We start from the raw sequence: 24,855 nt of genomic DNA, 5'->3' as shown, positions 1-24,855 counted from the left end.
TTATTCGATTGTTAGTTAATTCCCTTTTTTTCAGGACTTATAATTGTTGAATAGTCAACTAATTGTGGTTTGATTTCGGTTCCTTCAGATATAATTCCGACACCTTCAATAAGAATTTTATCATTTACATTCAATCCTTTGTCTACAACAAAATATTGTCCTCCGGGAACAGCACGAACTTCTACAGGAATAGCTTTTACTTTATTTTCTTTGTCAACGGTTAGCACTACACGTTTGTCCTGCATTTCTAAAGTTGCATTTTGAGGAATCAAAATTACATCAGTTAAATTGGTTGGAATTTGAATCGTTCCGCTACCTCCTGAACGCAATAATTTGTTTGCATTGGTAAAACTTGCTCTTACGTTAAAAGAACCGGTTTGAGTATTTGCTTGTCCGCTAAATGTTTCAATTTTCCCTTTTTGTTCGTATTCGATTCCGTTGCTCAGAATTAAATTAACAGCAGGCATTTTGGCAATTTTTTCCTGAAATGTTTTTCCTGCCGAATGCATCGTGATGTCCAATTGCTGTTTTTCATTCATTGAAAAATAAGCATAAATTGTGCTTACATCCGAAATTCTGGTTAATGGTTCGGCTGTTTGGCTACTCACATAACTTCCTAATCGTAAAGGTAAAGTCCCAACAATTCCATTTACAGGACTTTTGATGGTAGCGTAATTGATACGGGCCAAAATACTTTGATAAGTGCTTTTGGCACTGGCTAAATTGGCTTTTGCAGTTTCTAATTGTACATCACTGATAATGTTTCTTTCAACCAATGGTTTCAAACGGTTTACTTCGACCTGAGCAGCAGCAACTTTAGCTTTAGCAGCACTTGCTTCCTGATCGGCAGTTTGAGTTTCCAGTTTAAAAAGTAATTGTCCTTTTTTAACTTCCTGACCTTCCTGTACATATATTTTCTCAATGTAACCATCTACTTTAGCACGAATATCTATGTCTGTTATTCCTTCTAAAGTAGCAGGATATTCAGCTAACAGAGAAGTATTTGATTTAGATACATTAATCACTTTGTAAGGCATTACAGGTGGTGCGGCTTGTTCTTCTTTCTTTTTATTGCAAGAAAGTAAACCAATGGATAATATGATTGCACTAATAAAAAATCTCTTTTTCATAATTAGATGTTATTTATTGGATTGATTTTGGATTTCTATTTCTTTGAATTCAGCAATTGTTTTTTTAAGTGAAGCTTCAACTTCTTTCAGGTGTTTTTTATATGCTTTTATGTTTTCTAAATTACATTTTTCTTCCGGGCAGGAAGCTGTTTTTTGACGATACTCAAATATTTTATCGGTAATGTAATTTTCTGATTCTAAAAATTTTAAATAATTTGATAATCTGTTGCTTAAAGGAGCCGACTTGAAGTATTTTTTTCTGTCACATGGAATTGTAAAATAGATAACTCTTTCTGTTTTAAGTAGTAAATTTAGATTAGTAGAAATAGAACTTTTACTTGCACCTAATTTTTCTACGATTGCTTCAAATGTTAATCCGGACTTGCATCCTTCAACAATCAAAAGACCAATAATTCTTCCTGCCAAAGGGGGAATTTGGTAGATGGATTCAAAATGAATACCAAACATTTCAATGAGTTCTTCTCTTTCTTTTTGTAGAGCATCCATGATTATTTTTTTGCAAAGATATGATTAGTTCGTAATTCACCGAACTAAACGAATTATTTTAAACTTTTTTTAAGATTTGAAGTTTTTAGTTGTTTAAGAGCCAGTTGTATAACAAAAAACCATTTAATTGTTCTGGTAGTAAACAATAAAGTATAGTTAAAATTACAAGCTAATTTAATTATATTTGTTGGCGAAAAAAAATAAAGTTATAGTGACTCAAATCAATAAACTTAAAATATTTAATGATCCTATTTACGGATTTATTAGCATCCCTAATGCTTTAATATACGATTTAATTCAGCATCCTTATTTTCAGAGATTAAGACGTATTTCTCAAATGGGATTATCATATTTAGTTTATCCTGGGGCTAATCATACCCGATTCCATCATGCTTTAGGATGCATGCATTTGATGCAAAAAGCAGTGGATGTTTTGCGTTTTAAAGGGGTTTCTATTTCGGAAGAGGAAGAAAATGCATTGTATATCGCAATTTTATTACACGATATTGGTCATGGTCCATTTTCACATGCTATGGAAAAAAGTATTGTTGAAGATGTGCATCACGAAGAGATTTCTTTGTTGTTTATGCGACAGTTGAATACCGAATTCAAAGGAAAATTAAGTTTGGCCATCAAGATATTTGAAGGCGATTATCATAGAAAATTCATGTTGCAGTTGATTTCGAGTCAATTGGACATGGATCGAATGGATTATTTAAAACGCGATAGTTTTTATTCCGGTGTAGCCGAAGGAAATGTTAATTCGGAGCGTTTAATTCAAATGATGAATGTTGAAGACGATGTTTTGGTTATTGAAGAAAAAGGAATTTATTCGGTTGAAAAATTTTTAATGTCGCGTCGATTGATGTATTGGCAGGCTTATTTACATAAAACAAGTTTGGTAGCTGAATTGGTTTTAACTAAAATCTTAAAAAGGGCTAAAGAGCTTACTTTGAAAGGAGTTGTTTTACCTTGCAGTGAACCTTTGCAATTTTTTATGCAAAATAAAATTGATTTTGAATCGTTTGATACAATTACCTTGGATTTGTTTTCACAATTAGATGATTTTGATATTATTAGCGCATTAAAAGCCTGGCAAAGACATAATGATTTTATTTTGTCTTCGTTAAGTAAAATGATTATCAACAGGGATTTATTAAAGATTCAGTTAACGAGTGACAAAGTTGCAATTGATGATTTAACCCCGCTGAAAGAGCGTTTAGTATCAGAACATAATATTAGTTTGGCCGATACAAATTATTTTATTTTTAAAGGAAAAATAAAAAATCAGGCTTATGATAAGGAAGCTGAGCCTATTCGAATTTTGAAAAAAGACAGAACTATTGAAGATGTGATAGAATCCTCAGATCAGTTGAATTTGAAATCTTTATCAAAATCGGTAACCAAGTATTATATTTGCTTCCCAAAACATCTGGTATAAATACTTAATTTAAAATCTATTTTTTATATTTTTGTCGCGATGAAATTTACAGCAGAACAAATAGCAGGTGTTTTAGAAGGCGAAGTAGTAGGGAATCCCCATGCTGAAGTCCATGAACTATCTAAAATAGAAGAAGGAAAAGAAGGGTCATTAACCTTTTTATCAAATCCCAAATACAACAATTATATTTATACCACTCAGGCAACAATAACCATTGTAAATAAAACTTTTGTTCCGGAATCGGAAATTAAGACTACTTTGATTAAAGTTGACGATGCTTATATGGCTTTTTCAAAACTGTTAGAGTTTTATGATCAGGCAAAAAAAGCAAGTAAACAAGGGATAGATCCACACACAGTAATAAGTGCTAATGTAAAATATGGTGAAAATTTATATTTAGGTAGTTTTAGCTATATAGGTACCAATGTGGTTATTGGCGATAATGTAAAAATTTATCCAAATTGTTTTATTGGCGATAACGTTGTCATTCATAATAATGTCACTATTTTTGCCGGTGCTAAAATTTACTCGGAATCAGTTATAGGTAATAATTGTATCATTCATGCAGGGACAGTAATAGGTTCCGATGGTTTTGGATTTGCGCCTAATCCTGATGGTAGTTATAAAAAAATCCCACAAATTGGAAATGTTGTAATTGAAGACAATGTAGAAATAGGAGCTTGTACTACTATAGACAGAGCAACCTTGGGCTCGACAATAATAAGAAAAGGGGTGAAATTAGATAATCAAATTCAGATTGCACATAATGTAGAGGTAGGAGAGAATACGGTTATTGCGGCACAAACAGGGATTGCAGGTTCAACAAAAATTGGCAGCAACGGAATGATTGGCGGACAGGTAGGTATTTCAGGACATTTAACCATTGGTAGTAATGTTAGGATTCAGGCACAATCAGGAGTTGCAAGAAATATTAAAGACAACGAAGTCTTGCAAGGAAGCCCAACATTTGGATATAGTGATTTTAGTAAATCCTATGTTCATTTTAAAAATCTACCAAAGATTATAGCAGAAATTGACGAATTAAAAAAACTAATAAAAAACCAATAAGAATGGAAAATATGGTTAAACAGAAGACCATCAAAACAGAAATCTCACTAACAGGAGTTGGCTTGCATACTGGTAAAGAAGTTACAATGACTTTCAAACCCGCTCCGGTTAATAACGGTTTTACTTTTGTTAGGGTTGATCTTGAAGGAAATCCTGTAATTGAAGCAGATGCTAATTATGTGGTAAACACACAAAGAGGAACTAATTTAGAAAAATTAGGCGTTAAGATTCAGACTCCTGAACATGTTTTGGCTGCTTTAGTTGGTTGCGATTTAGACAATGTTATCATCGAATTGAACTCTTCTGAACTTCCTATTATGGATGGTTCGTCTAAATATTTTGTGGAAGCTTTAGAAAATGCAGGTGTTGAAGAACAAAATGCTAAACGTAATGTTTATGTAGTAAAAGAAGTTATTTCTTTTACCGATGAAGCCAGCGGAAGTGAAATTCTTGTGATGCCTAGTGACCATTATACTGTAACTACAATGGTTGATTTTGGTACTAAAATTTTAGGTACTCAAAATGCAACTCTAAAAAGTATAAGTGATTTTAAAACTGAGATTGCTTCTTCCAGAACTTTTAGTTTTTTACACGAATTAGAATCTCTTCTTGACAACGGATTAATTAAAGGAGGAGATTTAAACAATGCCATTGTTTATGTAGATAAAGAAATTTCTACTAACACAATGGAAAATTTAAAAGTTGCCTTTGGTAAAGAAACAATTAGCGTAAAACCTAACGGAATTTTAGATAATCTTACATTACATTATCCTAATGAAGCTGCCAGACATAAATTATTAGATGTAATTGGAGATTTGGCTTTAATTGGAACTAAAATTCAAGGGAAAATCATTGCAAATAAGCCTGGACATTTTGTGAATACACAATTTGCTAAAAAAATGGCTAAGATGATTAAAATCGAACAACGCAATTTTGTTCCTGTTTACGATTTGAATCAGGAGCCATTGATGGATATTCATAAAATCATGGCTATGTTGCCTCATAGACCACCATTTTTATTGATTGACCGTATTATCGAAATGTCGGATAGCCATGTGGTAGGTATGAAAAATGTGACTATGAATGAGAATTTCTTCGTAGGGCATTTCCCTGATGCACCAGTTATGCCGGGAGTTTTAATTGTTGAAGCTATGGCACAAACAGGAGGAATCTTAGTATTGAGTACAGTTCCAGATCCGGAAAACTATTTGACTTATTTTATGAAAATAGATAACGTGAAATTCAAACACAAAGTGTTGCCTGGAGATACATTAACCTTCAAGTGTGATTTGATTACTCCTATCAGAAGAGGTATTTGTCACATGCAGGCTAATGCTTACGCTAATGGAAGATTAGTTGCTGAGGCTGAGTTGATGGCTCAAATTGCAAAAAAACAACAATAAAATAGCAGTTTTCCTCACTGTTATTATAAATATTAGTAATTAAGGTAATTAATTATAAAAAAAACTAAAATAGATGAATCAACCGTTAGCATATGTTCATCCTGGCGCAAAAATCGCCAAAAATGTGGTTATTGAACCTTTTACAACCATTCATAACAATGTGGTAATTGGTGATGGTACCTGGATAGGTTCTAATGTAACTATTATGGAAGGTGCAAGAATTGGAAAAAATTGCAATATTTTTCCCGGAGCAGTTATTTCGGCGGTTCCTCAAGATTTAAAATTTGGCGGTGAAGATTCATTGGCTATCATTGGAGATAATTGTACCATTAGAGAATGTGTAACTATCAATAGAGGTACAGTAGCTTCAGGACAAACCATTTTAGGAAACAATTGTCTTGTGATGGCTTATGCACATATTGCTCACGATTGTGTTATAGGTAATAATGCGATCATTGTAAATGGAGTGGCATTAGCCGGACACGTAGTAGTGGGTAATCATGCGGTGATTGGAGGTTTAGCAGCAATTCATCAATTTATTCATATTGGTGATCATGCGATGATTTCCGGAGGGTCCTTAGTGCGTAAAGATGTTCCTCCTTATACTAAAGCAGCTAAAGAACCTTTGTCTTATGTGGGGATTAATTCTGTTGGTTTAAGAAGAAGAGGTTTTTCTACTGAAAAAATCAGGGAAATCCAGGATATCTATCGAATTTTATATCAAAAGAATTACAATACCACTCAGGCTTTAGGTATTATTGAAGCCGAAATGGAGGCTACACCCGAAAGAGACGAAATTATCGATTTCATCAGAAATTCATCTCGTGGAATTATGAAAGGTTACAGCGGTAGCTATTAATCATTTTAGAGTTTAGATTTCTGATTTTAGATTTCTAAACAGAATTTGTTCAATATAACAGAGTAATAAAAATTAAAATAAATATAGAAGACTGATTTTTTCTAAAATCAGAAATCTTAAATCAAAAATTAAAATAATGGCATCTACATCAGATATTAGAAACGGTCTTTGTATTAAATACAATCACGATATTTATAAAATTATCGAATTTTTACACGTAAAACCAGGTAAAGGTCCTGCTTTCGTGAGAACAAAACTGAAAAGTTTAACTACTGGAAAAGTATTGGATAATACTTTTTCTGCAGGACATAAAATTGATGATGTTCGTGTTGAAACACACACTTACCAATATTTATATGCAGAAGGAGATCAGTTTCATTTTATGAATAATGAAACTTTTGAGCAAATTACTTTGAATAAAAGTATTCTTGATGCTCCGGATTTATTGAAAGAAGGAACTAATGTAATGGTTCAGATTAATACTGAAACAGATTTACCTTTATCTGTTGATATGCCGGCTTCAATTATCCTTGAAGTAACTTATGCTGAACCGGGAGTGAAAGGAAACACCGCTACTAATGCTACTAAACAAGCTACAGTTGAAACAGGTGCAACAGTAAACGTTCCGTTGTTTATCAATGAAGGAGATAAAATTAAAATTGATACCGCTTCAGGTTCATATATGGAGCGTGTAAAAGAGTAATTTAATTGAAAAATTTAAAGATTAAAAATTAAATGATTTTAAGCTTTAAGTTGACAATAGCATTTTTTTAATCTTTAAATTTTTCAATTTTTAAATTAAATTATGAAATTTACAAAAGCATATTCTTTAAAAGAAATAGCGGATTTACTAAACTGTGAATTTGTAGGGAATGAGGATTTTGAGGTTTTGGGCATGAACGAAATTCATGTGGTAGAGAAAGGAGATATTGTTTTTGTAGATCATCCAAAATACTACGATAAAGCCTTAAATTCAGCTGCAACAATTATTTTAATCAATAAAAATGTAGCATGTCCGGAAGGTAAAGCATTGTTGATTTCAGACGATCCATTTAGAGATTTTAATAAATTAACGCAACATTTCAAACCGTTTCAGTTTTCACGTGTTTCTGTATCTCCAACAGCAATTATAGGAGAAGGAACAATAATTCAGCCTAATTCGTTTATTGGAAATGATGTGGTAATAGGAAAGAATTGTTTGATTCATTCCAATGTTGCTATTTATGACAATACCGTAATAGGGGATAACGTAATTATTCACGCCGGAACTGTTCTTGGAGCTGATGCTTTTTATTATAAAAAACGTCCGGATGGATTTGACCAATTGCTTTCAGGAGGCCGTGTTGTTATTAAAGACAATGTGGGAATTGGAGCTCTTTGTACTATTGATAAAGGAGTTACCGGTGATACTACTATTGGCGAAGGAACAAAAATTGACAATCAGGTTCATGTAGGGCACGATACTGTTATTGGTAAAAAATGCTTAATTGCTTCTCAAACCGGAATTGCAGGCTGTGTGATTATCGAAGATGAAGTTACACTTTGGGGACAAGTTGGTACAACCAGCGGAATAACAATTGGAGAAAAAGCGGTTGTTATGGGACAAACCGGAGTAACTAAATCAGTTACTGGTGGAAAAACTTATTTTGGTACACCTATACAGGAGTCCAGAGAAAAATTAAAGCAATTGGCTAACATCAAAAAAATTCCTGAGATTCTGGATAAATTAAAGTAATAAAAAGTAAATGGAAATTATTGCATTTTGTTTCAAAAGTGATAATTTGTTTTGAAGCTAACAAATGAGTGCAATAACAGACTTTTTTTTTGATAAGAAAACTGCACAAATAATTTCGAAAACCTTATTTTTGCATCATAAAATTTGAAAATCATATAAAATATATATCATGAGTGTTTTAGTTAACAAAGATTCTAAAATAATTGTTCAAGGATTTACAGGAAGCGAAGGTACTTTCCACGCTTCTCAAATGATTGAATACGGTACAAACGTTGTAGGTGGTGTAACTCCGGGAAAAGGAGGTACTTTACATTTAGAGCGTCCTGTTTTTAATACTGTGAAAGATGCAGTTGAGCAAGCAGGTGCTGATACTTCTATCATTTTCGTACCACCAGCTTTTGCTGCTGATGCTATTATGGAAGCTGCTGATGCAGGAATTAAAGTTATCATTGCTATTACTGAAGGTATTCCTGTTGCTGATATGATTCTTGCTAACAACTACGTTAAACAAAGAAACGCCAGATTAATAGGTCCTAACTGCCCTGGTGTTATTACTCCGGGTGAAGCTAAAGTTGGTATCATGCCAGGTTTCGTTTTCAAAAAAGGAAATGTAGGTATCGTTTCTAAATCAGGAACTTTAACTTATGAAGCTGCTGACCAAGTTGTAAAACAAGGTTTAGGAATCACAACTGCTATCGGAATTGGTGGAGACCCAATCATTGGAACAACTACTAAAGAAGCTGTTGAATTATTAATGAACGATCCTGAGACTGAATGTATCATCATGATTGGTGAAATTGGAGGTCAATTAGAAGCTGATGCTGCTAAATGGATTAAAGCTGACGGTAACCGTAAACCAGTTGTAGGTTTTATTGCTGGAGAAACTGCTCCTGCTGGTAGAACAATGGGGCACGCTGGTGCTATCGTTGGTGGTTCTGACGATACAGCTGCTGCTAAAAAGCGTATCATGAGAGAAAACGGAATTCACGTTGTTGATTCTCCTGCTGAAATTGGTAAAAAAGTAAAAGAAGTTTTGGTTAATGCTACAGTATAATCTCAAAACTAAATTTTAAATAAATTAAGCCTCACATTTGTGGGGCTTTTTTAGTATAAAACAGAATTAAAGAAATACATTTGCACCCAATTAAAATCACCAACATTGGCAGGTGTTAAAATCAATTCAAAAAGAAAATTATGTATAAGGAATTAGAAGGATTCAAAGTAAATAATCAGTTTTCATTAACAGTTGAAGATAATCTTGAAGAAGTATGTAATGCGTCTGAAGGTTCTGGAGTATTTTTGGTTTATGATGTGGCTGAAGAAAAAGAGTTAATCATGGTAGGTTCAACAGGAACAGTTCAAAACGATGGTACTTTAAAAACTAAAAATGGTGGATTGTATGATAAAATTGTAAATGGTCATCAATTTGCTAAAACAGGAAGAAAATATTCCTGGCCGGCACAAATGAAAAAAGAAGAAATTAGTCGTTTAGAAGTTGTTTGGTACGAAACATATAATAAGAATACAAAAGTGATTCCTACTTTTGTTGAAGCACAAGTTTTACAAAATTTCTTAAGTGAAAATGATAAATTACCTAGATGGAATGTAGCATTCTAGTTTATTTTCAATAAAAAAGATACTGTTTTTAAAAAGCCTTACTTCGGTAAGGCTTTTTTTATAGCATTAATTTTATTAAACAGCTAAATGCTTTATATTTGTACCTCAAAATTTAAAAATAAATTTATATCTTAATATGAAATTACTTGAAGGAAAAGTAGCTATTATCACAGGAGCAAGCCGCGGAATAGGAAGAGGTATTGCGGAAGTTTTTGCAAAAAACGGTGCTGATGTAGCTTTTACTTACAGCTCTTCTGCTGAGTCAGCTTTAGCATTAGAAAACGAATTAAACGCTTTAGGGGTTAAAGCTAAAGGATACAAATCAAACGCAGCTGATTTTGATGAAGCTCAAACTTTAGTAGATGCTGTTTTAGCTGATTTTGGTACTGTTGATGTATTAATTAACAACGCCGGAATTACTAAAGACAACTTGTTAATGCGTATGTCAGAAGCTGATTTTGATCAGGTTATCGATGTAAATCTGAAGTCAGTTTTTAACATGACTAAAGCTATTCAAAAAACATTCCTGAAAAAACGCGCCGGATCTATTATTAATATTAGTTCAGTAGTAGGGGTTTCAGGAAATGCAGGTCAAACTAATTATGCTGCTTCTAAAGCAGGAGCTATTGGATTTACAAAATCAGTAGCTTTAGAATTAGGTTCCCGTAACATCCGTTGTAATGCGATAGCTCCTGGATTTATCGAAACTGAAATGACAGCTAAACTAAGCGAAGATGTTGTTAAAGGATGGAGAGATGGTATTCCGTTGAAACGTGGAGGATCTCCTGAAGATGTAGCCAATGCTTGTCTTTTCTTAGCTTCTGATATGAGTGCTTATGTAACAGGTCAGGTGTTAAATGTTTGCGGTGGAATGCTTACATAGTAATTAAATGATTTAAAAGTTAAAAGATTTAAAGATTTTTTATATTCATGATATTTAGAATCTTTTAATTATTCAATTTTTCAATCTTTAAATTAAAAAATAAATGACAACAAACACCATTCTTTATATCATTATTTCATTGATTATTGCGGGTGGTTTGTCTTATTTTCAATATTATTTTAAAGCCAGGAGTAATTCCAAAGTGAATTTACTCTTGGCTTTTTTACGTTTTTCAGGTATTTTTTGTTTATTATTGCTGTTGATTAATCCAATAATTACAAGTAATAGTACTGTAGTTGAAAAGCCAATTTTAGCAATTGTAAATGATAACTCAAGATCAATTACTTATTTAAAGGCTGATAAAGAAGCAAATGAATTAGCAGCTAAATTAGAATCAAATTCGGCTTTAAAAGAAAAATTTAATATCCAATCGTATCAATTTGATACTGATTTTTTACCATTTAAAAAGTTAGATTTCAGCGGAAAACAAACCAATCTTGATGTTGTTGCCAATGATTTAAAAGCAATTTACAGAAATCAGTTATATCCAACCGTATTGATTAGTGATGGTAATCAAACTTCGGGAAATGACTATGTTTATAGTTTTGGCGATTCTAATAAAGTTTTTCCAATAGTTTTAGGAGATACCACAAAAGTTTTAGATTTAAAAATCAACCAACTGAATGTCAATAAATATGCTTTTTTGAAGAATAAATTTCCTGTAGAAGTGTTTTTGCAATATTCAGGAACTAAAGCTATAACTGCCAATTTTCAAATTTCTCAGGGAAATTCAATTTTGAATAAGCAAAAAGTGAATTTTTCTCCGGGTAAAAATACAGCGGTTGTCAATGTGTTTTTAACTGCAAATAAAATCGGGACACAGTTATATAAAGCAAGTTTAACTTTGGCTGAAAAAGAAAAAAACAGCTATAATAACTATAAAAATTTTGCCGTAGAAATTATTGATCAAAAGACAAGTATTGCAATAATTTCTGTTATAAACCATCCCGATATCGCAGCTTTAAAACGAGCAATAGAATCTAATGCACAACGTAAGGTTGATATTATTAAACCTAAACAAATTAGTCAATTAAGTAATTATAATGTTTTGGTTTTTTACCAACCTACAATAGATTTTAAATCGATTTTTGATGCTAATCAATCAGCTAAATTAAATACTTTAATAATCACTGGAACGCATACTGATTTTAACTTTTTAAATCAGTTACAAAACAATTTAGATTTCAAAATGACTTCCCAAAAAGAAGATTACCTGGCGGGATTCAATTCGCAATTTAATCTTTTCGCGATAGATAATATTGGTTTTGAAAATTTTCCGCCTTTGCAAAATCCTTATGGGAGCATTAAAGTGAAACCGAATACTAATGTTTTGCTTTGGTCAAAAATCCGCGCTATCGAAACTCAGGCACCCTTATTAGCTTTCTGTGAAAATAAAGATAATCGTTCTGCTTTTTTATTAGGTGAAAATAGTTGGAAATGGCGATTAGAAAGTCATACTAAAGAAGAGTCTTTTGAAAAATACGATATTTTTATTGACAAAATCATTCAGTTTTTGGCAACAAACAATACTAAAAAATCTTTAGTTGTCAATCATGAGAGTTTTTATAATTCGGGAGATGCTATCGAAATTACCGCTCAATATTTCAATAAGAATTACGAATTTGATGAGAAAGCACACCTGACTATTGCAGTAGTTAATTCCAAAACAAAACAAACTAAAAATTACGATTTATTAAAAGGAAACAATGCTTACAAGGTAAATCTGGATGGATTAGCCGCGGGAAGTTACCGGTTTACGGTAAAAGAATTGAATTCAAAATCGTCTTATTCTGGTAATTTTGAAATTTTAGATTTTGACATCGAAAAGCAATTTGTAAATCCCGATGTTAACCGATTGGATCAATTGGCAAGTTTAACAAAAGGAAAGTTGTATTACCCAAATCAGGCAGAAACTTTAATTCAATCATTATTGGCTGATGAAAATTATAAAACTATAGAAAAAAACAACGTTAGACGTTTACCATTAATCGATTGGAAATGGTTATTACTATTGATTTGCATCTTCTTTTCAGCAGAATGGTTTATTCGAAAATACAATGGTTTATTGTAACTTATTAGAAAAAAGCTCTTGAAAAAACAAGCCGAAATATTTTCCGAAAAAGGAATTTTTAATTTAGAAAAACATACCCGAACCCAGCAATTTATTTTTGTGTGTTTGTTGCTTGTTTGCCTAACAGGTTATATTACTCCGCCCATTGCTTTATTACTCGGATTGCTTGTTGCTAATATTTCCGGTCATCCGTGGTTGCATTTGAACCATAAAATTATTCGGGTTTTACTTCAAATTTCGGTTGTAGGTCTGGGATTTGGAATGAATGTTACCAATGCATTATTGTCGGGTAAAGAAAGTTTTTTATTGACCGTTGCTACATTGTTCAGTACTATTTTCTTAGGCAGATTCATTGGAAAATGGCTCAAAACCGATTTGAAAACTTCTCATTTAATTTCCTGTGGAACCGCTATTTGCGGAGGAAGTGCCATTGCCGCGATTACTCCGGTTATTCAATCAGATGAAAAACAAACTTCGGTTGCTCTGGGAGTTATTTTTATTTTAAACTCCATCGCTTTGTTTTTATTTCCGGCTATTGGACATTGGCTGCAATTATCTCAGGAAAATTTTGGATTATGGTGTGCTTTGTCCATCCACGACACCAGTTCAGTTGTAGGAGCAGCTAATAAATATGGTGCCGAAGCTTTGGCAATTGCTACAACTGTAAAATTAGCTCGTGCGCTATGGATTATTCCTGTTATTTTACTAACGAGCTTCTTGTTCAAAAACAAAGCAAACAAAATAAAAATTCCCTATTTTATTGGTTTTTTCATACTGGCGATGATTTTGAATACTTATGTAGAACAAGTGGTATTAGTATCGCCTTATATTGTTGCGGTGGCTAAAGTAGGTCTGACGGTAACTTTGTTTTTTATTGGTTCAGGATTAAGTAGTTCCGTATTGTTGGCTGTTGGTATAAAGCCCCTTATTCAGGGGATTTTGTTATGGGGATTTATAGCAAGCTTGTCACTTTTGGCTATCTTATATCTAAATTAATAATGATACTTTATAAAATAAAAAAGGGTGAATTGAAATTCACCCTTTTTTTATCGTTTATTTTTGATATTTCTTCTTTTTCAAAATATCCGAAGCCGTTTGGTAGAACGAAATAGCATCGTTTACTAAGTCGGTTTTTTCTTCTTTTAAAGGTTTTTCGTCATAGTACAACTGAAAATCAGCAGCAATTCCTTCTTTTGGTTTTAGAATTAAACTGTACTGTTTTACTTGTTGTTTAGGAGAAAGAATCGTTAATACATTGTCCTTAATCAATCCTAAATCCTGATAGGTTGCTATTAAAGCTCTTGGCTTATAATCGGCTTTCATAACATCCTGACCAAAGAATTTAGATTGATAATTAAAGTTCAATAATCCAAAAACAGTTGGCATTAAATCAATTTGCGACATTAATTGGGTGTAATGCTTTGGCTGTATAAATCCGGGACTATAAATCATAGCCGGAATTCTGTATTTATCCAATGGAAGTTCCGTTTTTCCGGCACTTGAAGCGCAGTGATCTGCAACAATAACAAAAACAGTATTTTTAAACCAAGGTTGTTTTTCGGCCATTTCAAAGAATTTTCTCAAAGAATAATCAGTGTATTTCACACCACCTTTTCTTGATTTAGAATCGCCCGGAATATCAATTTTATTATTTGGATAAGTAAAAGGTCTGTGATTGCTTACTGTCATCCAATGATTGAAAAAAGGCTTTTTAGTTTGAAACTCTGCATTCATGATTTTAATTGCCTTGTTGGCCATATCTTCATCACAAACTCCCCAAATATTCGCAAAGGTAATTTCCTCCGGACTAAAAGTTTTCTTATCTACGATACCATATCCATTTCCTGAAAAGAAATCCTGCATATTATCAAAAAAGGCATCACCACCATAAAGGTATTTTACCTGATAACCTTTGGATTTGAACACACTTCCGGTAGAGAATTTATCCTTATTATCTTTTCTTTTCACCACACTTTCACCAGCTGTAGGAGGAAGGCATAATGTTACCGCTTCTAGTCCTCGTACAGTTCTGTTTCCTGATGCATACAAATTGGTGAATACCAAACTTTTACTAGCTAAATCGTCTAAAAACGGTGTAATATTATCCTTATTACCATACATTTTCATGAAATCGGCGCTATAACTTTCGATGGTAATTAATACTACATTTTTATGTAATTCGACACTGTCCGATTGAATATTTCGGGTACTGGAAAATCCCTGAATATTTGGAATTTGTTTATCCAATAAAGCAAATGCTTCTTTTTCCGGTAAGGTTTTGTAAAATTTAAAATAATCCAATTCACTGTTTCCAAAAGCCAAATAAAAACGATAAATTCCGTTAGCCTGCAATTCATTGGTAAAAACATTGGTTGCATTTTCAGTTTTAGCCAAATTAGGAACAGCCCAAAGTGATAATCCAAATAGCAACAAATACACAATTGAAATTTGTATTTTTTCAAAAACAGAAGGAATTTTTTCGATGTAAATTTTAGACCTTCTGATGATGTAATAACTAATAATTCCAGCTACTAAAAATAATGTAGAGAAAATAGGAATCACTGGATAAGATTCCATAATATTCCCGATAACTTCAGTAGTGTAAACCAAATAATTAACAGCAATGAAGTTGTATTTTACACCAAATTCATTCCAGAAAAAATACTCACTAATAGCATTTTGCAATATCAAAACCACATATAAAAACATCACAAAAGCAAATAGCCAATACCTGATTTTTTCTCTTTTTTTAGGCAAAAATAAAAGCAAACTGAACAAAAGAGTTTTAATTCCAACAAATAGTAGCCCCACTTTTTCTAATCCACCACCATATTCGGTTAGGATTGATTTTCCGGATAAAATATATAAAAATAGTGCTGCTAATAATCCTAAATGGATATATCCATAGGGTTTTTGGTATTTTGCATTAGAAATAAAAATAAGATACAGCCACAAAAAGGCACTTGCCAGAATAAAAACAAAAACATCAGAAACAAGTCCTAATGAAAAAATTTTGACAATTTCTAAACCAGAAAAAGCGGATTGGGTTATTGGATGAAAAATAAGTACAATTCTGAGAATAATACTAATAGCTACATAAAATAAAGTAAGATTGTAAAACGGAGCCAGTTTTTTGGAAAGGAACATATTTAGATTTTAATTTTTTGTAAAATTAGTTAATTTGATATTATAAATAAGAAAGTTATTCAGTTCGATATCTTAAGTTTTATTTAAAATAAATTTATGTGTCTAATTAATTTTATTTTCAGAGAATGTTTGGTAATTGTTTCAGGGAGAATAAGAGGAATACACAATTAATCCAATTCCATTTTAGAGATTTTTTTTAAAACCGATTTGTTTATAGATTTTTTTGGTTAATATTATCATTGATTCTAAAAGCTTTAGCAATACCTAAAGATGCTTTATTGAATGAAGAAAACAAAAAAATCGTACTTTTATTGAATAAAGACAAAAATGGTAATTATATTTTTAAAAAAGTAGCCGTTACTATTGGGGCTGTATCAGAGGAATATGCTGAAATAATTCCTGATAATCAAATCAATGAGAATTCTAAAATTTTAACAAAAGGAGCTTACGATATTGCTAATTAATTTTTTGATATGAACTTACAAAAATTAAAAAGTCAGTTACAAACTGAAGTTGATACTGCTTTTCTTTATGAAAATATTGCAGCTATACAAACAGATGCTAATTTAGCTAAGGTTTTGAATGGTTTGGCAGAGATTGAGAATAAACATGCCACTCACATGCTTGAAAAAGTCCGAACTTTAGAACCTGATTGTAAAATGCCGACAGCTTCTTCCAGAGCTAAGATGCAACTCAAAGCAGGTAAGTATTTTGGGTATAGCAGTATTATCAGTAATTTATCAAATACCGAAAGAGAGTTTGCTGAAACGGCTATTAAAGATAAGAAGGCTAAAGGAATTAAAGCTTCGGGTTTTGAACACAATCATTTGAATATAATCGAATCCGTAAGTCAAAATGAAGCTCTGAATGTTTCGGGCGGTTTGTTGTCAAAATTTGAAAGCCGTCACAAATCTGTTGGAGGAAATGCTTTAAGAGCAGCAGTTTTGGGAGCTAATGACGGTTTGGTTTCTAATATGAGTTTGGTTATGGGAGTTGCCGGTGCGGCTGTTTCTAATAATACTATTTTGCTTACCGGAATAGCTGGCTTATTGGCAGGAGCTATTTCCATGGCTTTAGGAGAATGGCTTTCAGTACAAAGTTCGAGAGAATTAAATCAAAGACAAATAGATTTAGAATTGGAAGAATTGGAAGCTTCGCCTGAAGAAGAAAAAAAAGAATTGGTTTTATTGTATCAGGCCAAAGGAATGAATGTTGATGAGGCTCAAAAATTAGCCGAAAAAGCATTTGAAAATCCTGAAACAGCAATGGATGCTATCATCACGGAAGAATTAGGAATTGATAAGGAAGAATTAGGTGGTTCAGCCTGGGAAGCAGCCATTGCCTCATTTATTTTATTTTCAATAGGAGCAATTATTCCTTTGTATCCATTTATTTTTATCAATAGTGAAAAAGCTATTTTATTAAGTTTAGGAAGTTCTGTAATCGGGCTTTTTGGAATTGGAGCCGCAATTACTTTATTAACTGCAAAAAGTATTTGGTTTTCAGGCTTTAGACAGGTTTTGTTCGGATTGGCGGCAGCTGCAGTGACCTATGGAATTGGTTCGCTTATTGGTGTTTCCTTAGCAGGATAATTTTAAATATAAACAAATATTAATATTAAAAACTGGTAGTTATGAATGACGCACATTTACACATGATTGTAAACCATTTTCCTATTATTGGAACTATTCTGGGATTATTGGTTTTAATTGGAGGGATTTATTTTAGAAGTATTTCAATTAAAAACACCTCTTATTTTTTATTTATCATAGCAACTGTTTTTACGGTGTTTAGCATGGCAACAGGTGAAGGAGCAGAAGAACTCGTTGAAGATATGCCTACAATTGGTCATGAAATTATTCATAATCATGAAGAATTAGCGGAAAAATTAGCTATTGTAATGTATTTATTAGGAATTGTATCGTTTATAGGTTTGATAACTAATATTAAAAATCACGCTAAGGCAAAATTCTTTTCTTATGCAATTTTAATCATTGCTATTGTAGCGGTATTTTTATCCACAAAAGTTGGCACTTCCGGAGGTGAAATTCGTCATACTGAGATTCGTCCAGATGCGGTTTTATTAAACACTAATTCTAAAAGTACTGAATCAACTATTGATAAGGACTAAAGTTTTTTGATATTTTGAAAATTTAGTTAAATCAAAAATTTGCTTGTAACTATTTTATAACTTATATTTGCATCACAAAAAAAATTAAGATTAATACAAAATTATAATGTTATCAAATCAATTGCATCATCATCATTCTCACTATTGCTCTCAGGCGATGTGTTAATGGTATGCGTGTAAGTCATCATATTAATAAACCCGTTTGAGTACATCAAACGGGTTTTTCATTGTGTGTTAAGTCCTTTGTACTCAAACACATTCAATAAAACATAAAAAAACAAAACAATGAGTACGTTAAAAATTGCAATTCAAAAATCAGGCAGATTAAACGAAGATAGTATTCAAATCCTGAAAGATGCCGGAATTTCTATCAACAATGGTATCGATCAATTAAAGGCAGAAGCGTCTAATTTTCCATTGGAAGTACTGTATTTACGTAATTCTGATATTCCTCAATATTTGATTGATGGAGTAGTGGATATCGCTATTGTAGGAGATAATTTATTGGTTGAAAAAGGAAAAGACATCGAGGTAATCCAAAAATTAGGATTTTCAAAATGTAAAGTTTCCGTAGCGGTACCAAAAACTTTTGAATACAAATCAGTAAAAGATTTAGATGGTTTGCGTATTGCAACTTCTTATCCAAATACTGTAATTGAGTTTTTTAACAAATTTGGATTATCAGTTGACATTCACCAAATCTCAGGTTCTGTAGAAATTGCACCTAATATTGGTTTGGCTGATGCTATCGTGGATATCGTTTCCAGCGGAAGTACTTTGTTTAAAAACAACCTAAAAGAAGTGGAGGTTATTTTGAAAAGTGAAGCTGTTTTAGCGGTTTCTCCAAAAGTAACTCCGGAAGCGCAAAAAATAATTGATACTTTAAAATTCAGAATCGAATCGGTTTTAAGAGCAAGAAAATCAAAATATATTTTGATGAACGTGCCAAATGATAAAATTGATGCAATTGGTAAAATCTTACCTGTTTTAAAAAGCTTAACAGTGATGCCATTGGCACAGGAAGGCTGGAGTAGTGTACACTCAGTAATTGATAAAGATACTTTTTGGGAAGTAATTGACCAATTGAAAGAAGCAGGTGCAGAAGGAATTTTGGTTTGCCCTATTGAAAAAATGGTACTTTAAAAAGTTAGAAGTTAGAAGTTGGGAGTTAGAAGTATTCAAATAATCGAATAACAATTGACACTTAACTTATAACCCATAACTCATAACTTAACGACATGAACAAAATATATAATCCAACACCCGATACCTGGGCTTCCATTTTAGAAAGACCCACGAAAACGGTAAACGATATAGAAGCAACAGTAAAAGAAATTTTTGCTGCTGTTCAAAAAGACGGAGATGCGGCTGTTGCCAAATATACGACTCAGTTTGATGGCGTATATTTTGAAAACAGTGAAGTTACCGCTGCTGAAATTGAAGTTGCTATTAATACTATTTCTGACGAATTAACAGCAGCTATTTCTTTGGCAAAAGCCAATGTGGAAAAATTTCATCAGGCACAAAAAACAACTCGTGTATCGATTGAAACAGCTGAAGGAGTGCAATGCTGGCAGGAAAAAAGACCTATTCAAAAAGTAGGTTTGTACATTCCCGGTGGAACGGCACCATTGTTTTCTACAGTTTTAATGCTGGCTGTTCCGGCTAAAATTGCAGGTTGCAGCGAAATTGTTTTATGTTCGCCACCGGATAAAAACGGGAATATTAATCCTGCGATTTTGTACGCTGCTAATTTATGTGGCGTAACCAAAATTATCAAAGTAGGAGGAATCCAGGCGATTGCCGGAATGACTTTTGGTACAAAGGCAATTCCAAAAGTATATAAGATTTTTGGACCTGGAAATCAATATGTAACGGTAGCAAAACAATTGGCAACACAGTTTGGTGTAGCCATTGATATGCCAGCCGGACCATCTGAATTGTTAGTTGTAGCTGATGATACTGCTGTTCCTGCTTTTGTAGCTTCTGATTTATTGTCTCAGGCCGAACATGGTGTTGATAGTCAGGTGATTTTGGTTTCTACATCTAAAGCTATGATTGATGCTGTAGAAAGCGAAATTCAAGCCCAATTAGAACTATTACCGCGTAAAACCATTGCTGAAAAAGCCATTGCGAATTCTAAATCAATCTTTGTGGAAAATGATAGCATTGCTTTGGATTTAATCAACGAATACGGTCCGGAGCACTTTATTGTTTGTACAGCAAATAATGATTTTTATGTGGATGGAATCCAAAACGCAGGTTCGGTTTTTATAGGGAATTACACTCCTGAAAGCGCCGGAGATTACGCATCAGGAACCAATCACACCTTGCCAACGAATGGTTATGCTAAAAATTATTCGGGAGTAAATCTGGATAGTTTTATGAAATCAATGACGTTCCAAAAAATTTCCGAAAAGGGAATTCAAAACATTGGAACTGCAATCGAAGTAATGGCTGAAGCTGAAGGTTTACAGGCACATAGAAATGCGGTGACTTTGAGATTGAAAAGTTTAGAATAAAAAGAAAATAGAATATAGATAAAAGAAAATAGATAGAAGTTTAGAAACATCATAAAGTCTATATTCTATGCTCTATTTTCTTTATTCTTAATAAAATAAAAACATGAAAAATTTTGATATAAATACGCTTATCCGTGAAAACGTAAAGGTTTTAAAACCTTATTCTTCGGCACGTGATGAGTTTGAAGATTTTGATACTGCCGAAATGGTGTTTTTGGATGCCAATGAAAATCCGTATCAAAATGGGGTAAACCGTTATCCTGATCCACAACAAGCTAACGTTAAAGTAGCTTTGGGAGCAATTAAAAACCTAAATCCACAACAAATCCTTTTAGGTAACGGAAGTGATGAAGTGTTGGATTTATTGTTCAGGGCTTTTTGTGAGCCTAAGGTTGATAATGTAATTACTTTGCCACCTACTTATGGTATGTACGGTGTTTTGGCAAACATCAATAACGTTGAAAACAAAGAGATTTTATTGACAAATGATTTCCAGCCACAAGTTGATAAAATTTTAGAAGCGGTAACTCCTACAACCAAATTGATCTTTTTGTGCTCGCCAAATAACCCAACCGGAAATTCATTTACTACCGAAAGTGTAACCACTTTGTTGGAAAAATTCAATGGTTTTGTGGTGATTGACGAAGCTTATATTGACTTTTCAGATAAAGCAAGTTGGCTGGAAAAATTAGACCAATATCCTAATTTGATTATTACGCAAACTTTGTCAAAAGCTTATGGTTTGGCAGGAATTCGTTTAGGGATTTGCTATGCTTCAACAGAAGTTATTGCTGTTTTAAACAAAATCAAACCACCTTATAACGTAAACGAATTGACACAGCAACGTGCGTTGGAAAGATTAAATGATCAGGAAAAAATAAACAGAGAAATAAGTTCGATTTTAGAGGAAAGAGATACTTTGTTAGATGTTTTAAATCATGTTTCTTTTGTTGAAAAAATTTATCCAACAGAAGCTAATTTCATACTGATAAAAGTAGATGATGCTAATAAACGTTACGATGAATTAATTGCTAAAGGAATCGTAATTAGAAACAGAACCACACAACCGCTTTGTGAAAACACTTTGCGTTTGACTATTGGAACAGCTGAGGAAAACAAAAAGCTGATGAAAGCTTTAACAGAATTAAAATAAGCCACAGATTTCAAGATTTTAAAAGATTTTTAATCTTTTAAAAGTTATGAATTTACCGCAAAAAAGTATAAAAGATAATGAGAAAAACAGTATTTGCATTATTAGTTCTTTTAATCATGACTTCATTCGTGAATGCTCAAGAAAAAACAGAAACAGGTAAAATTTATTTTTTAAGATCAACGGGATTTCAGGGTTCAGCTGTCGCATTCAAGACCTTTATTGATGGAGTATTTGTGTGTAATTTGAACAACAAAAAGTATTCTATTCATGAAGTTCCGGTTGGTAAACATGAATGTTCTGTACAATTTGGAGGAAAGACATCTAAGGAAAAAGCAGAAAAATTTGAAATTCAAGTTGAACCAGGAAAAACAACCTATGTACAACTTGTTTTTGAGACAGGTCTTTTTATTAATAATATTTATTGCGAAGAAATAACTGAAAATACTGCTAAAAAGAAAATGGAGATAATGGAAGAAGATACGAAATGTCTTTAATTCATTATTTGCAAATTAATTTATAAAATAAATGAAAAAAGTACTTTTTATAGATCGTGACGGAACGATTGTTTTAGAACCGGAAGGATATCAATTAGACAGTTTGGAAAAATTAGAGTTTTTCCCAAAAGCATTTCAATATTTGGCTAAAATTGCTAACGAATTAGATTATGAATTGGCAATGGTAACGAATCAGGATGGTTTAGGAACGGATTCTTTTCCGGAAGATACTTTTTGGCCAACACAGGATTTTATTCTAAAGGCTTTTCAAAACGAAGGCGTTTTGTTTGATGATATTTTTATTGACCGTTCTTTTCCTGAGGATAATGCGCCAACACGCAAGCCTCGCACAGGAATGTTGACTAAATATATTGACAATCCTAATTATGATTTGGCTAATTCATTTGTTCTAGGTGACCGCTTAACGGATGTGGAACTGGCTAAAAACCTTGGTGCAAAAGCCATCTTTTTAAACACTACTGATGGTGTCGGAAGTTCTGAAATAAGCGCTAAAAGAGAAGAGTTGGATGCTGTGATTGTTTTGCAAACTATGGATTGGAAAAAAATCTATGAGTTTTTAAAATTAGAAGCTCGTACCGCTTCCATCACAAGAAAAACGCACGAAACCGATATCTATATCAAATTGAATTTGGACGGAACCGGAAAAAGTAACATCGATACCGGAATTGCTTTTTTTGACCATATGTTAGACCAAATTTCGCGTCACGGACAAATGGACCTGGAAATCAAAGTAAAAGGTGATTTAGAAGTTGATGAGCACCACACGATTGAAGATACTGCCATTGCTCTTGGAGAAGTTTATGCTAAAGCTTTGGGAAACAAATTAGGAATTGAGCGTTACGGTTTCTGTTTACCTATGGACGATTGTTTAGCGCAAGTGGCTATCGATTTTGGAGGAAGAAATTGGTTAATTTGGGAAACCGAATTCAAACGTGAAATGGTAGGTAAAATGCCGACGGAGATGTTTTTCCATTTCTTTAAATCGTTCTCTGATGGTGCTAAAGCAAACATCAACATCAAAGCAGAAGGCGATAACGAACATCACAAAATCGAAGCAATCTTTAAAGCTTTTGCAAAAGCGATAAAAGTAGCCGTAAAACGTGATACAGAGAAAATGATTTTACCTTCGACAAAAGGAATGCTTTAAAGTTGATAGTTGTTTGTTGATAGTTTTTAGCTATCAACAAACAACGGACAACCAACAACTAAAAAAAATGAAAATAGTAATTATCAATTACGGAGCAGGAAATATTCAAAGCATTCTATTTGCTATAGAAAGACTTGGATTTACTGCTGTGTTGACGAATAATCCTGACGAAATTAAAGCTGCCGACAAGGTGATTTTTCCTGGTGTGGGAGAGGCTAGTTATGCCATGAAAATGCTTAAAGAAAGTGGCTTGGATACTTTGATTCCAACATTAAAACAACCTGTTTTAGGAATTTGTCTGGGGATGCAATTGATGTGTAATCACACCGAAGAAGGTGATACAACCGGTTTAGGGATTTTTGATGTGGATGTGACTAAATTTACACCAAAAGTAAAAGTACCACAAATGGGTTGGAACACCATTTACGATCTGAAATCGGATTTATTTAAGGATGTAGCCGAAAAAGAATACATGTATTTAGTGCATAGTTTTTATGCGCCGCTTTGTGAAGAAACCATTGCAACCACCGATTATGAGCTTCCTTATTCTTCTGCATTAGAAAATGGAAATTTTTACGGAACACAATTTCACCCGGAGAAAAGTGGAGATATGGGAGAGCAAATCTTAGGCAATTTTTTGAAACTTTAAAATTTCAATAACAATATTAAAAATCAGCGGAATGAGATTGCTTCGTTCCTCGCAATGACAAATAAAATGAGAATAATACCAGCTATAGACATCATCGACGGAAAATGTGTTCGTTTGTCCAAAGGTGATTACAATACTAAAATAATTTACAACGAAAATCCGCTTGAAGTAGCCAAAGAATTTGAGGCACACGGAATTGAGTATTTACATTTAGTAGATTTGGATGGAGCAAAATCAAGCAAGATTGTCAATTATAAAATTTTGGAACAAATTGCTACCCAAACCAAATTGAAAATTGATTTTGGTGGTGGTTTAAAAGCCGATTCTGATTTGAAAATTGCTTTTGAAAGTGGTGCAAACCAAATTACAGGTGGAAGTATTGCGGTTAAAAATCGCGCTGTTTTCGAAAAATGGATTGCTGAATACGGTTCGGACAAAATCATTTTAGGAGCTGATGCTAATAATGAAAAAGTAGCAGTTTCAGGTTGGTTAGAGGATTCTAATGAAGATTTAGTTCCTTTTATTCAGGATTATCAAGCTAAAGGAATTCAATATGTAATTTGTACCGATATTGCCAAAGACGGAATGTTACAAGGACCAAGTTTTGATTTGTACACTAAAATTTTGCAACAAGCCCAGGGTTTAAAATTAATTGCTTCGGGAGGAATTTCTACTTTTGACGAATTGCCAAAATTAGCCGAAATTGGGTGTGAAGGAACCATTATCGGAAAAGCGATTTACGAAGGGAGAATTTCGTTGAAACAGTTAGAGAATTATATAATTAGTTTATAGTTTATTGTTAATAGTTTGTAGTTGT

At 32.8% G+C, this 24,855-nt stretch carries 24 protein-coding genes; 21 read left to right on the top strand and 3 right to left on the bottom strand.

Going from position 1 to position 24,855, the window contains the following annotated elements:
* Window positions 1-11: 11 nt before the first annotated feature.
* Together BLR17_RS14110 and BLR17_RS14105 are read right to left on the bottom strand one after the other, a co-directional pair.
* A complete protein-coding gene (locus BLR17_RS14110; protein WP_066326108.1) occupies window positions 12-1,130 on the bottom strand; it encodes an efflux RND transporter periplasmic adaptor subunit in 1,119 nt (372 codons plus the stop codon).
* A gap of 9 nt (window positions 1,131-1,139) precedes the next feature.
* Entirely contained in the window at window positions 1,140-1,637 is a 498-nt protein-coding gene (locus tag BLR17_RS14105; RefSeq protein ID WP_066326107.1) for a GbsR/MarR family transcriptional regulator, read from the bottom strand.
* 211 nt (window positions 1,638-1,848) lie between these two features.
* Between BLR17_RS14105 and BLR17_RS14100 the strand changes: the two genes are divergently transcribed.
* The 11 genes from BLR17_RS14100 to BLR17_RS14050 all read left to right on the top strand — a co-directional run bounded on the left by BLR17_RS14100 (window position 1,849) and on the right by BLR17_RS14050 (window position 13,770).
* A complete protein-coding gene (locus tag BLR17_RS14100) occupies window positions 1,849-3,078 on the top strand; it encodes an HD domain-containing protein (protein WP_066326106.1) in 1,230 nt (409 codons plus the stop codon).
* Window positions 3,079-3,117: 39 nt separating this feature from the next.
* Window positions 3,118-4,146, top strand: coding sequence for a UDP-3-O-(3-hydroxymyristoyl)glucosamine N-acyltransferase (gene lpxD, locus BLR17_RS14095; RefSeq protein WP_066326105.1), 1,029 nt, complete (start codon window positions 3,118-3,120; stop codon window positions 4,144-4,146).
* Window positions 4,147-4,157: 11 nt separating this feature from the next.
* The gene (locus BLR17_RS14090; RefSeq protein WP_066326540.1) at window positions 4,158-5,549 is read left to right on the top strand and encodes a bifunctional UDP-3-O-[3-hydroxymyristoyl] N-acetylglucosamine deacetylase/3-hydroxyacyl-ACP dehydratase; all 1,392 of its coding nucleotides are present in this window, start codon (window positions 4,158-4,160) and stop codon (window positions 5,547-5,549) included.
* Window positions 5,550-5,622: 73 nt separating this feature from the next.
* Window positions 5,623-6,408 carry an acyl-ACP--UDP-N-acetylglucosamine O-acyltransferase gene (lpxA, locus tag BLR17_RS14085; protein WP_066326104.1) on the top strand — a complete coding sequence of 262 codons (786 nt, stop codon included), beginning with the start codon at window positions 5,623-5,625 and terminating at the stop codon, window positions 6,406-6,408.
* A 136-nt stretch (window positions 6,409-6,544) separates the two neighbouring features.
* The gene (gene efp / locus BLR17_RS14080; RefSeq protein ID WP_066326098.1) at window positions 6,545-7,111 is read left to right on the top strand and encodes an elongation factor P; all 567 of its coding nucleotides are present in this window, start codon (window positions 6,545-6,547) and stop codon (window positions 7,109-7,111) included.
* A gap of 102 nt (window positions 7,112-7,213) precedes the next feature.
* Complete coding sequence (locus BLR17_RS14075) at window positions 7,214-8,143, top strand: UDP-3-O-(3-hydroxymyristoyl)glucosamine N-acyltransferase (RefSeq protein ID WP_066326096.1); 930 nt, start codon at window positions 7,214-7,216, stop codon at window positions 8,141-8,143.
* A gap of 169 nt (window positions 8,144-8,312) precedes the next feature.
* Window positions 8,313-9,197 (top strand): succinate--CoA ligase subunit alpha, encoded by an 885-nt coding sequence (gene sucD, locus BLR17_RS14070; protein WP_066326094.1) that lies wholly within the window; start codon window positions 8,313-8,315, stop codon window positions 9,195-9,197.
* Window positions 9,198-9,337: 140 nt separating this feature from the next.
* Window positions 9,338-9,760 (top strand): hypothetical protein, encoded by a 423-nt coding sequence (locus BLR17_RS14065; protein ID WP_066326092.1) that lies wholly within the window; start codon window positions 9,338-9,340, stop codon window positions 9,758-9,760.
* 136 nt (window positions 9,761-9,896) lie between these two features.
* Complete coding sequence (gene fabG, locus BLR17_RS14060; protein WP_066326091.1) at window positions 9,897-10,643, top strand: 3-oxoacyl-[acyl-carrier-protein] reductase; 747 nt, start codon at window positions 9,897-9,899, stop codon at window positions 10,641-10,643.
* A 103-nt stretch (window positions 10,644-10,746) separates the two neighbouring features.
* Window positions 10,747-12,774 (top strand): hypothetical protein, encoded by a 2,028-nt coding sequence (locus BLR17_RS14055; protein WP_066326090.1) that lies wholly within the window; start codon window positions 10,747-10,749, stop codon window positions 12,772-12,774.
* Window positions 12,775-12,810: 36 nt separating this feature from the next.
* Complete coding sequence (locus tag BLR17_RS14050) at window positions 12,811-13,770, top strand: YeiH family protein (protein ID WP_066326538.1); 960 nt, start codon at window positions 12,811-12,813, stop codon at window positions 13,768-13,770.
* Between the two features lie 57 nt (window positions 13,771-13,827).
* Here the strand turns inward: BLR17_RS14050 and BLR17_RS14045 are convergent, their stop codons facing one another.
* A complete protein-coding gene (locus BLR17_RS14045; RefSeq protein WP_066326088.1) occupies window positions 13,828-15,921 on the bottom strand; it encodes an LTA synthase family protein in 2,094 nt (697 codons plus the stop codon).
* Window positions 15,922-16,160: 239 nt separating this feature from the next.
* Between BLR17_RS14045 and BLR17_RS14040 the strand changes: the two genes are divergently transcribed.
* The 10 genes from BLR17_RS14040 (at window position 16,161) to hisA (ending at window position 24,830) form a co-directional block, all read left to right on the top strand.
* Window positions 16,161-16,385 carry an efflux RND transporter periplasmic adaptor subunit gene (locus tag BLR17_RS14040; protein WP_066326086.1) on the top strand — a complete coding sequence of 75 codons (225 nt, stop codon included), beginning with the start codon at window positions 16,161-16,163 and terminating at the stop codon, window positions 16,383-16,385.
* Window positions 16,386-16,394: 9 nt separating this feature from the next.
* On the top strand, window positions 16,395-17,513 hold the full coding sequence (locus BLR17_RS14035; RefSeq protein ID WP_066326082.1) for a VIT1/CCC1 transporter family protein: 1,119 nt from the start codon (window positions 16,395-16,397) through the stop codon (window positions 17,511-17,513).
* A 41-nt stretch (window positions 17,514-17,554) separates the two neighbouring features.
* Complete coding sequence (locus BLR17_RS14030) at window positions 17,555-18,052, top strand: DUF2231 domain-containing protein (protein WP_066326081.1); 498 nt, start codon at window positions 17,555-17,557, stop codon at window positions 18,050-18,052.
* A 285-nt stretch (window positions 18,053-18,337) separates the two neighbouring features.
* Window positions 18,338-19,195 carry an ATP phosphoribosyltransferase gene (hisG, locus tag BLR17_RS14025; RefSeq protein WP_066326080.1) on the top strand — a complete coding sequence of 286 codons (858 nt, stop codon included), beginning with the start codon at window positions 18,338-18,340 and terminating at the stop codon, window positions 19,193-19,195.
* Between the two features lie 95 nt (window positions 19,196-19,290).
* Complete coding sequence (hisD, locus tag BLR17_RS14020) at window positions 19,291-20,574, top strand: histidinol dehydrogenase (RefSeq protein WP_066326079.1); 1,284 nt, start codon at window positions 19,291-19,293, stop codon at window positions 20,572-20,574.
* 103 nt (window positions 20,575-20,677) lie between these two features.
* The gene (gene hisC, locus BLR17_RS14015) at window positions 20,678-21,727 is read left to right on the top strand and encodes a histidinol-phosphate transaminase (RefSeq protein WP_066326077.1); all 1,050 of its coding nucleotides are present in this window, start codon (window positions 20,678-20,680) and stop codon (window positions 21,725-21,727) included.
* 77 nt (window positions 21,728-21,804) lie between these two features.
* The gene (locus tag BLR17_RS14010) at window positions 21,805-22,221 is read left to right on the top strand and encodes a DUF2846 domain-containing protein (protein WP_083189230.1); all 417 of its coding nucleotides are present in this window, start codon (window positions 21,805-21,807) and stop codon (window positions 22,219-22,221) included.
* Window positions 22,222-22,252: 31 nt separating this feature from the next.
* Entirely contained in the window at window positions 22,253-23,389 is a 1,137-nt protein-coding gene (gene hisB / locus BLR17_RS14005; RefSeq protein WP_066326072.1) for a bifunctional histidinol-phosphatase/imidazoleglycerol-phosphate dehydratase HisB, read from the top strand.
* 67 nt (window positions 23,390-23,456) lie between these two features.
* Complete coding sequence (hisH, locus tag BLR17_RS14000; protein WP_066326536.1) at window positions 23,457-24,038, top strand: imidazole glycerol phosphate synthase subunit HisH; 582 nt, start codon at window positions 23,457-23,459, stop codon at window positions 24,036-24,038.
* Window positions 24,039-24,104: 66 nt separating this feature from the next.
* Entirely contained in the window at window positions 24,105-24,830 is a 726-nt protein-coding gene (gene hisA / locus BLR17_RS13995) for a 1-(5-phosphoribosyl)-5-[(5-phosphoribosylamino)methylideneamino]imidazole-4-carboxamide isomerase (RefSeq protein WP_066326527.1), read from the top strand.
* Window positions 24,831-24,855: the final 25 nt, after the last annotated feature.

The sequence above is a fragment of the Flavobacterium glycines genome (assembly GCF_900100165.1).
Classification (GTDB): domain Bacteria; phylum Bacteroidota; class Bacteroidia; order Flavobacteriales; family Flavobacteriaceae; genus Flavobacterium; species Flavobacterium glycines.
The sequence above is the reverse complement of the archived record's forward strand: the minus strand, read 5'-3'. Positions and strand labels throughout refer to the sequence as shown.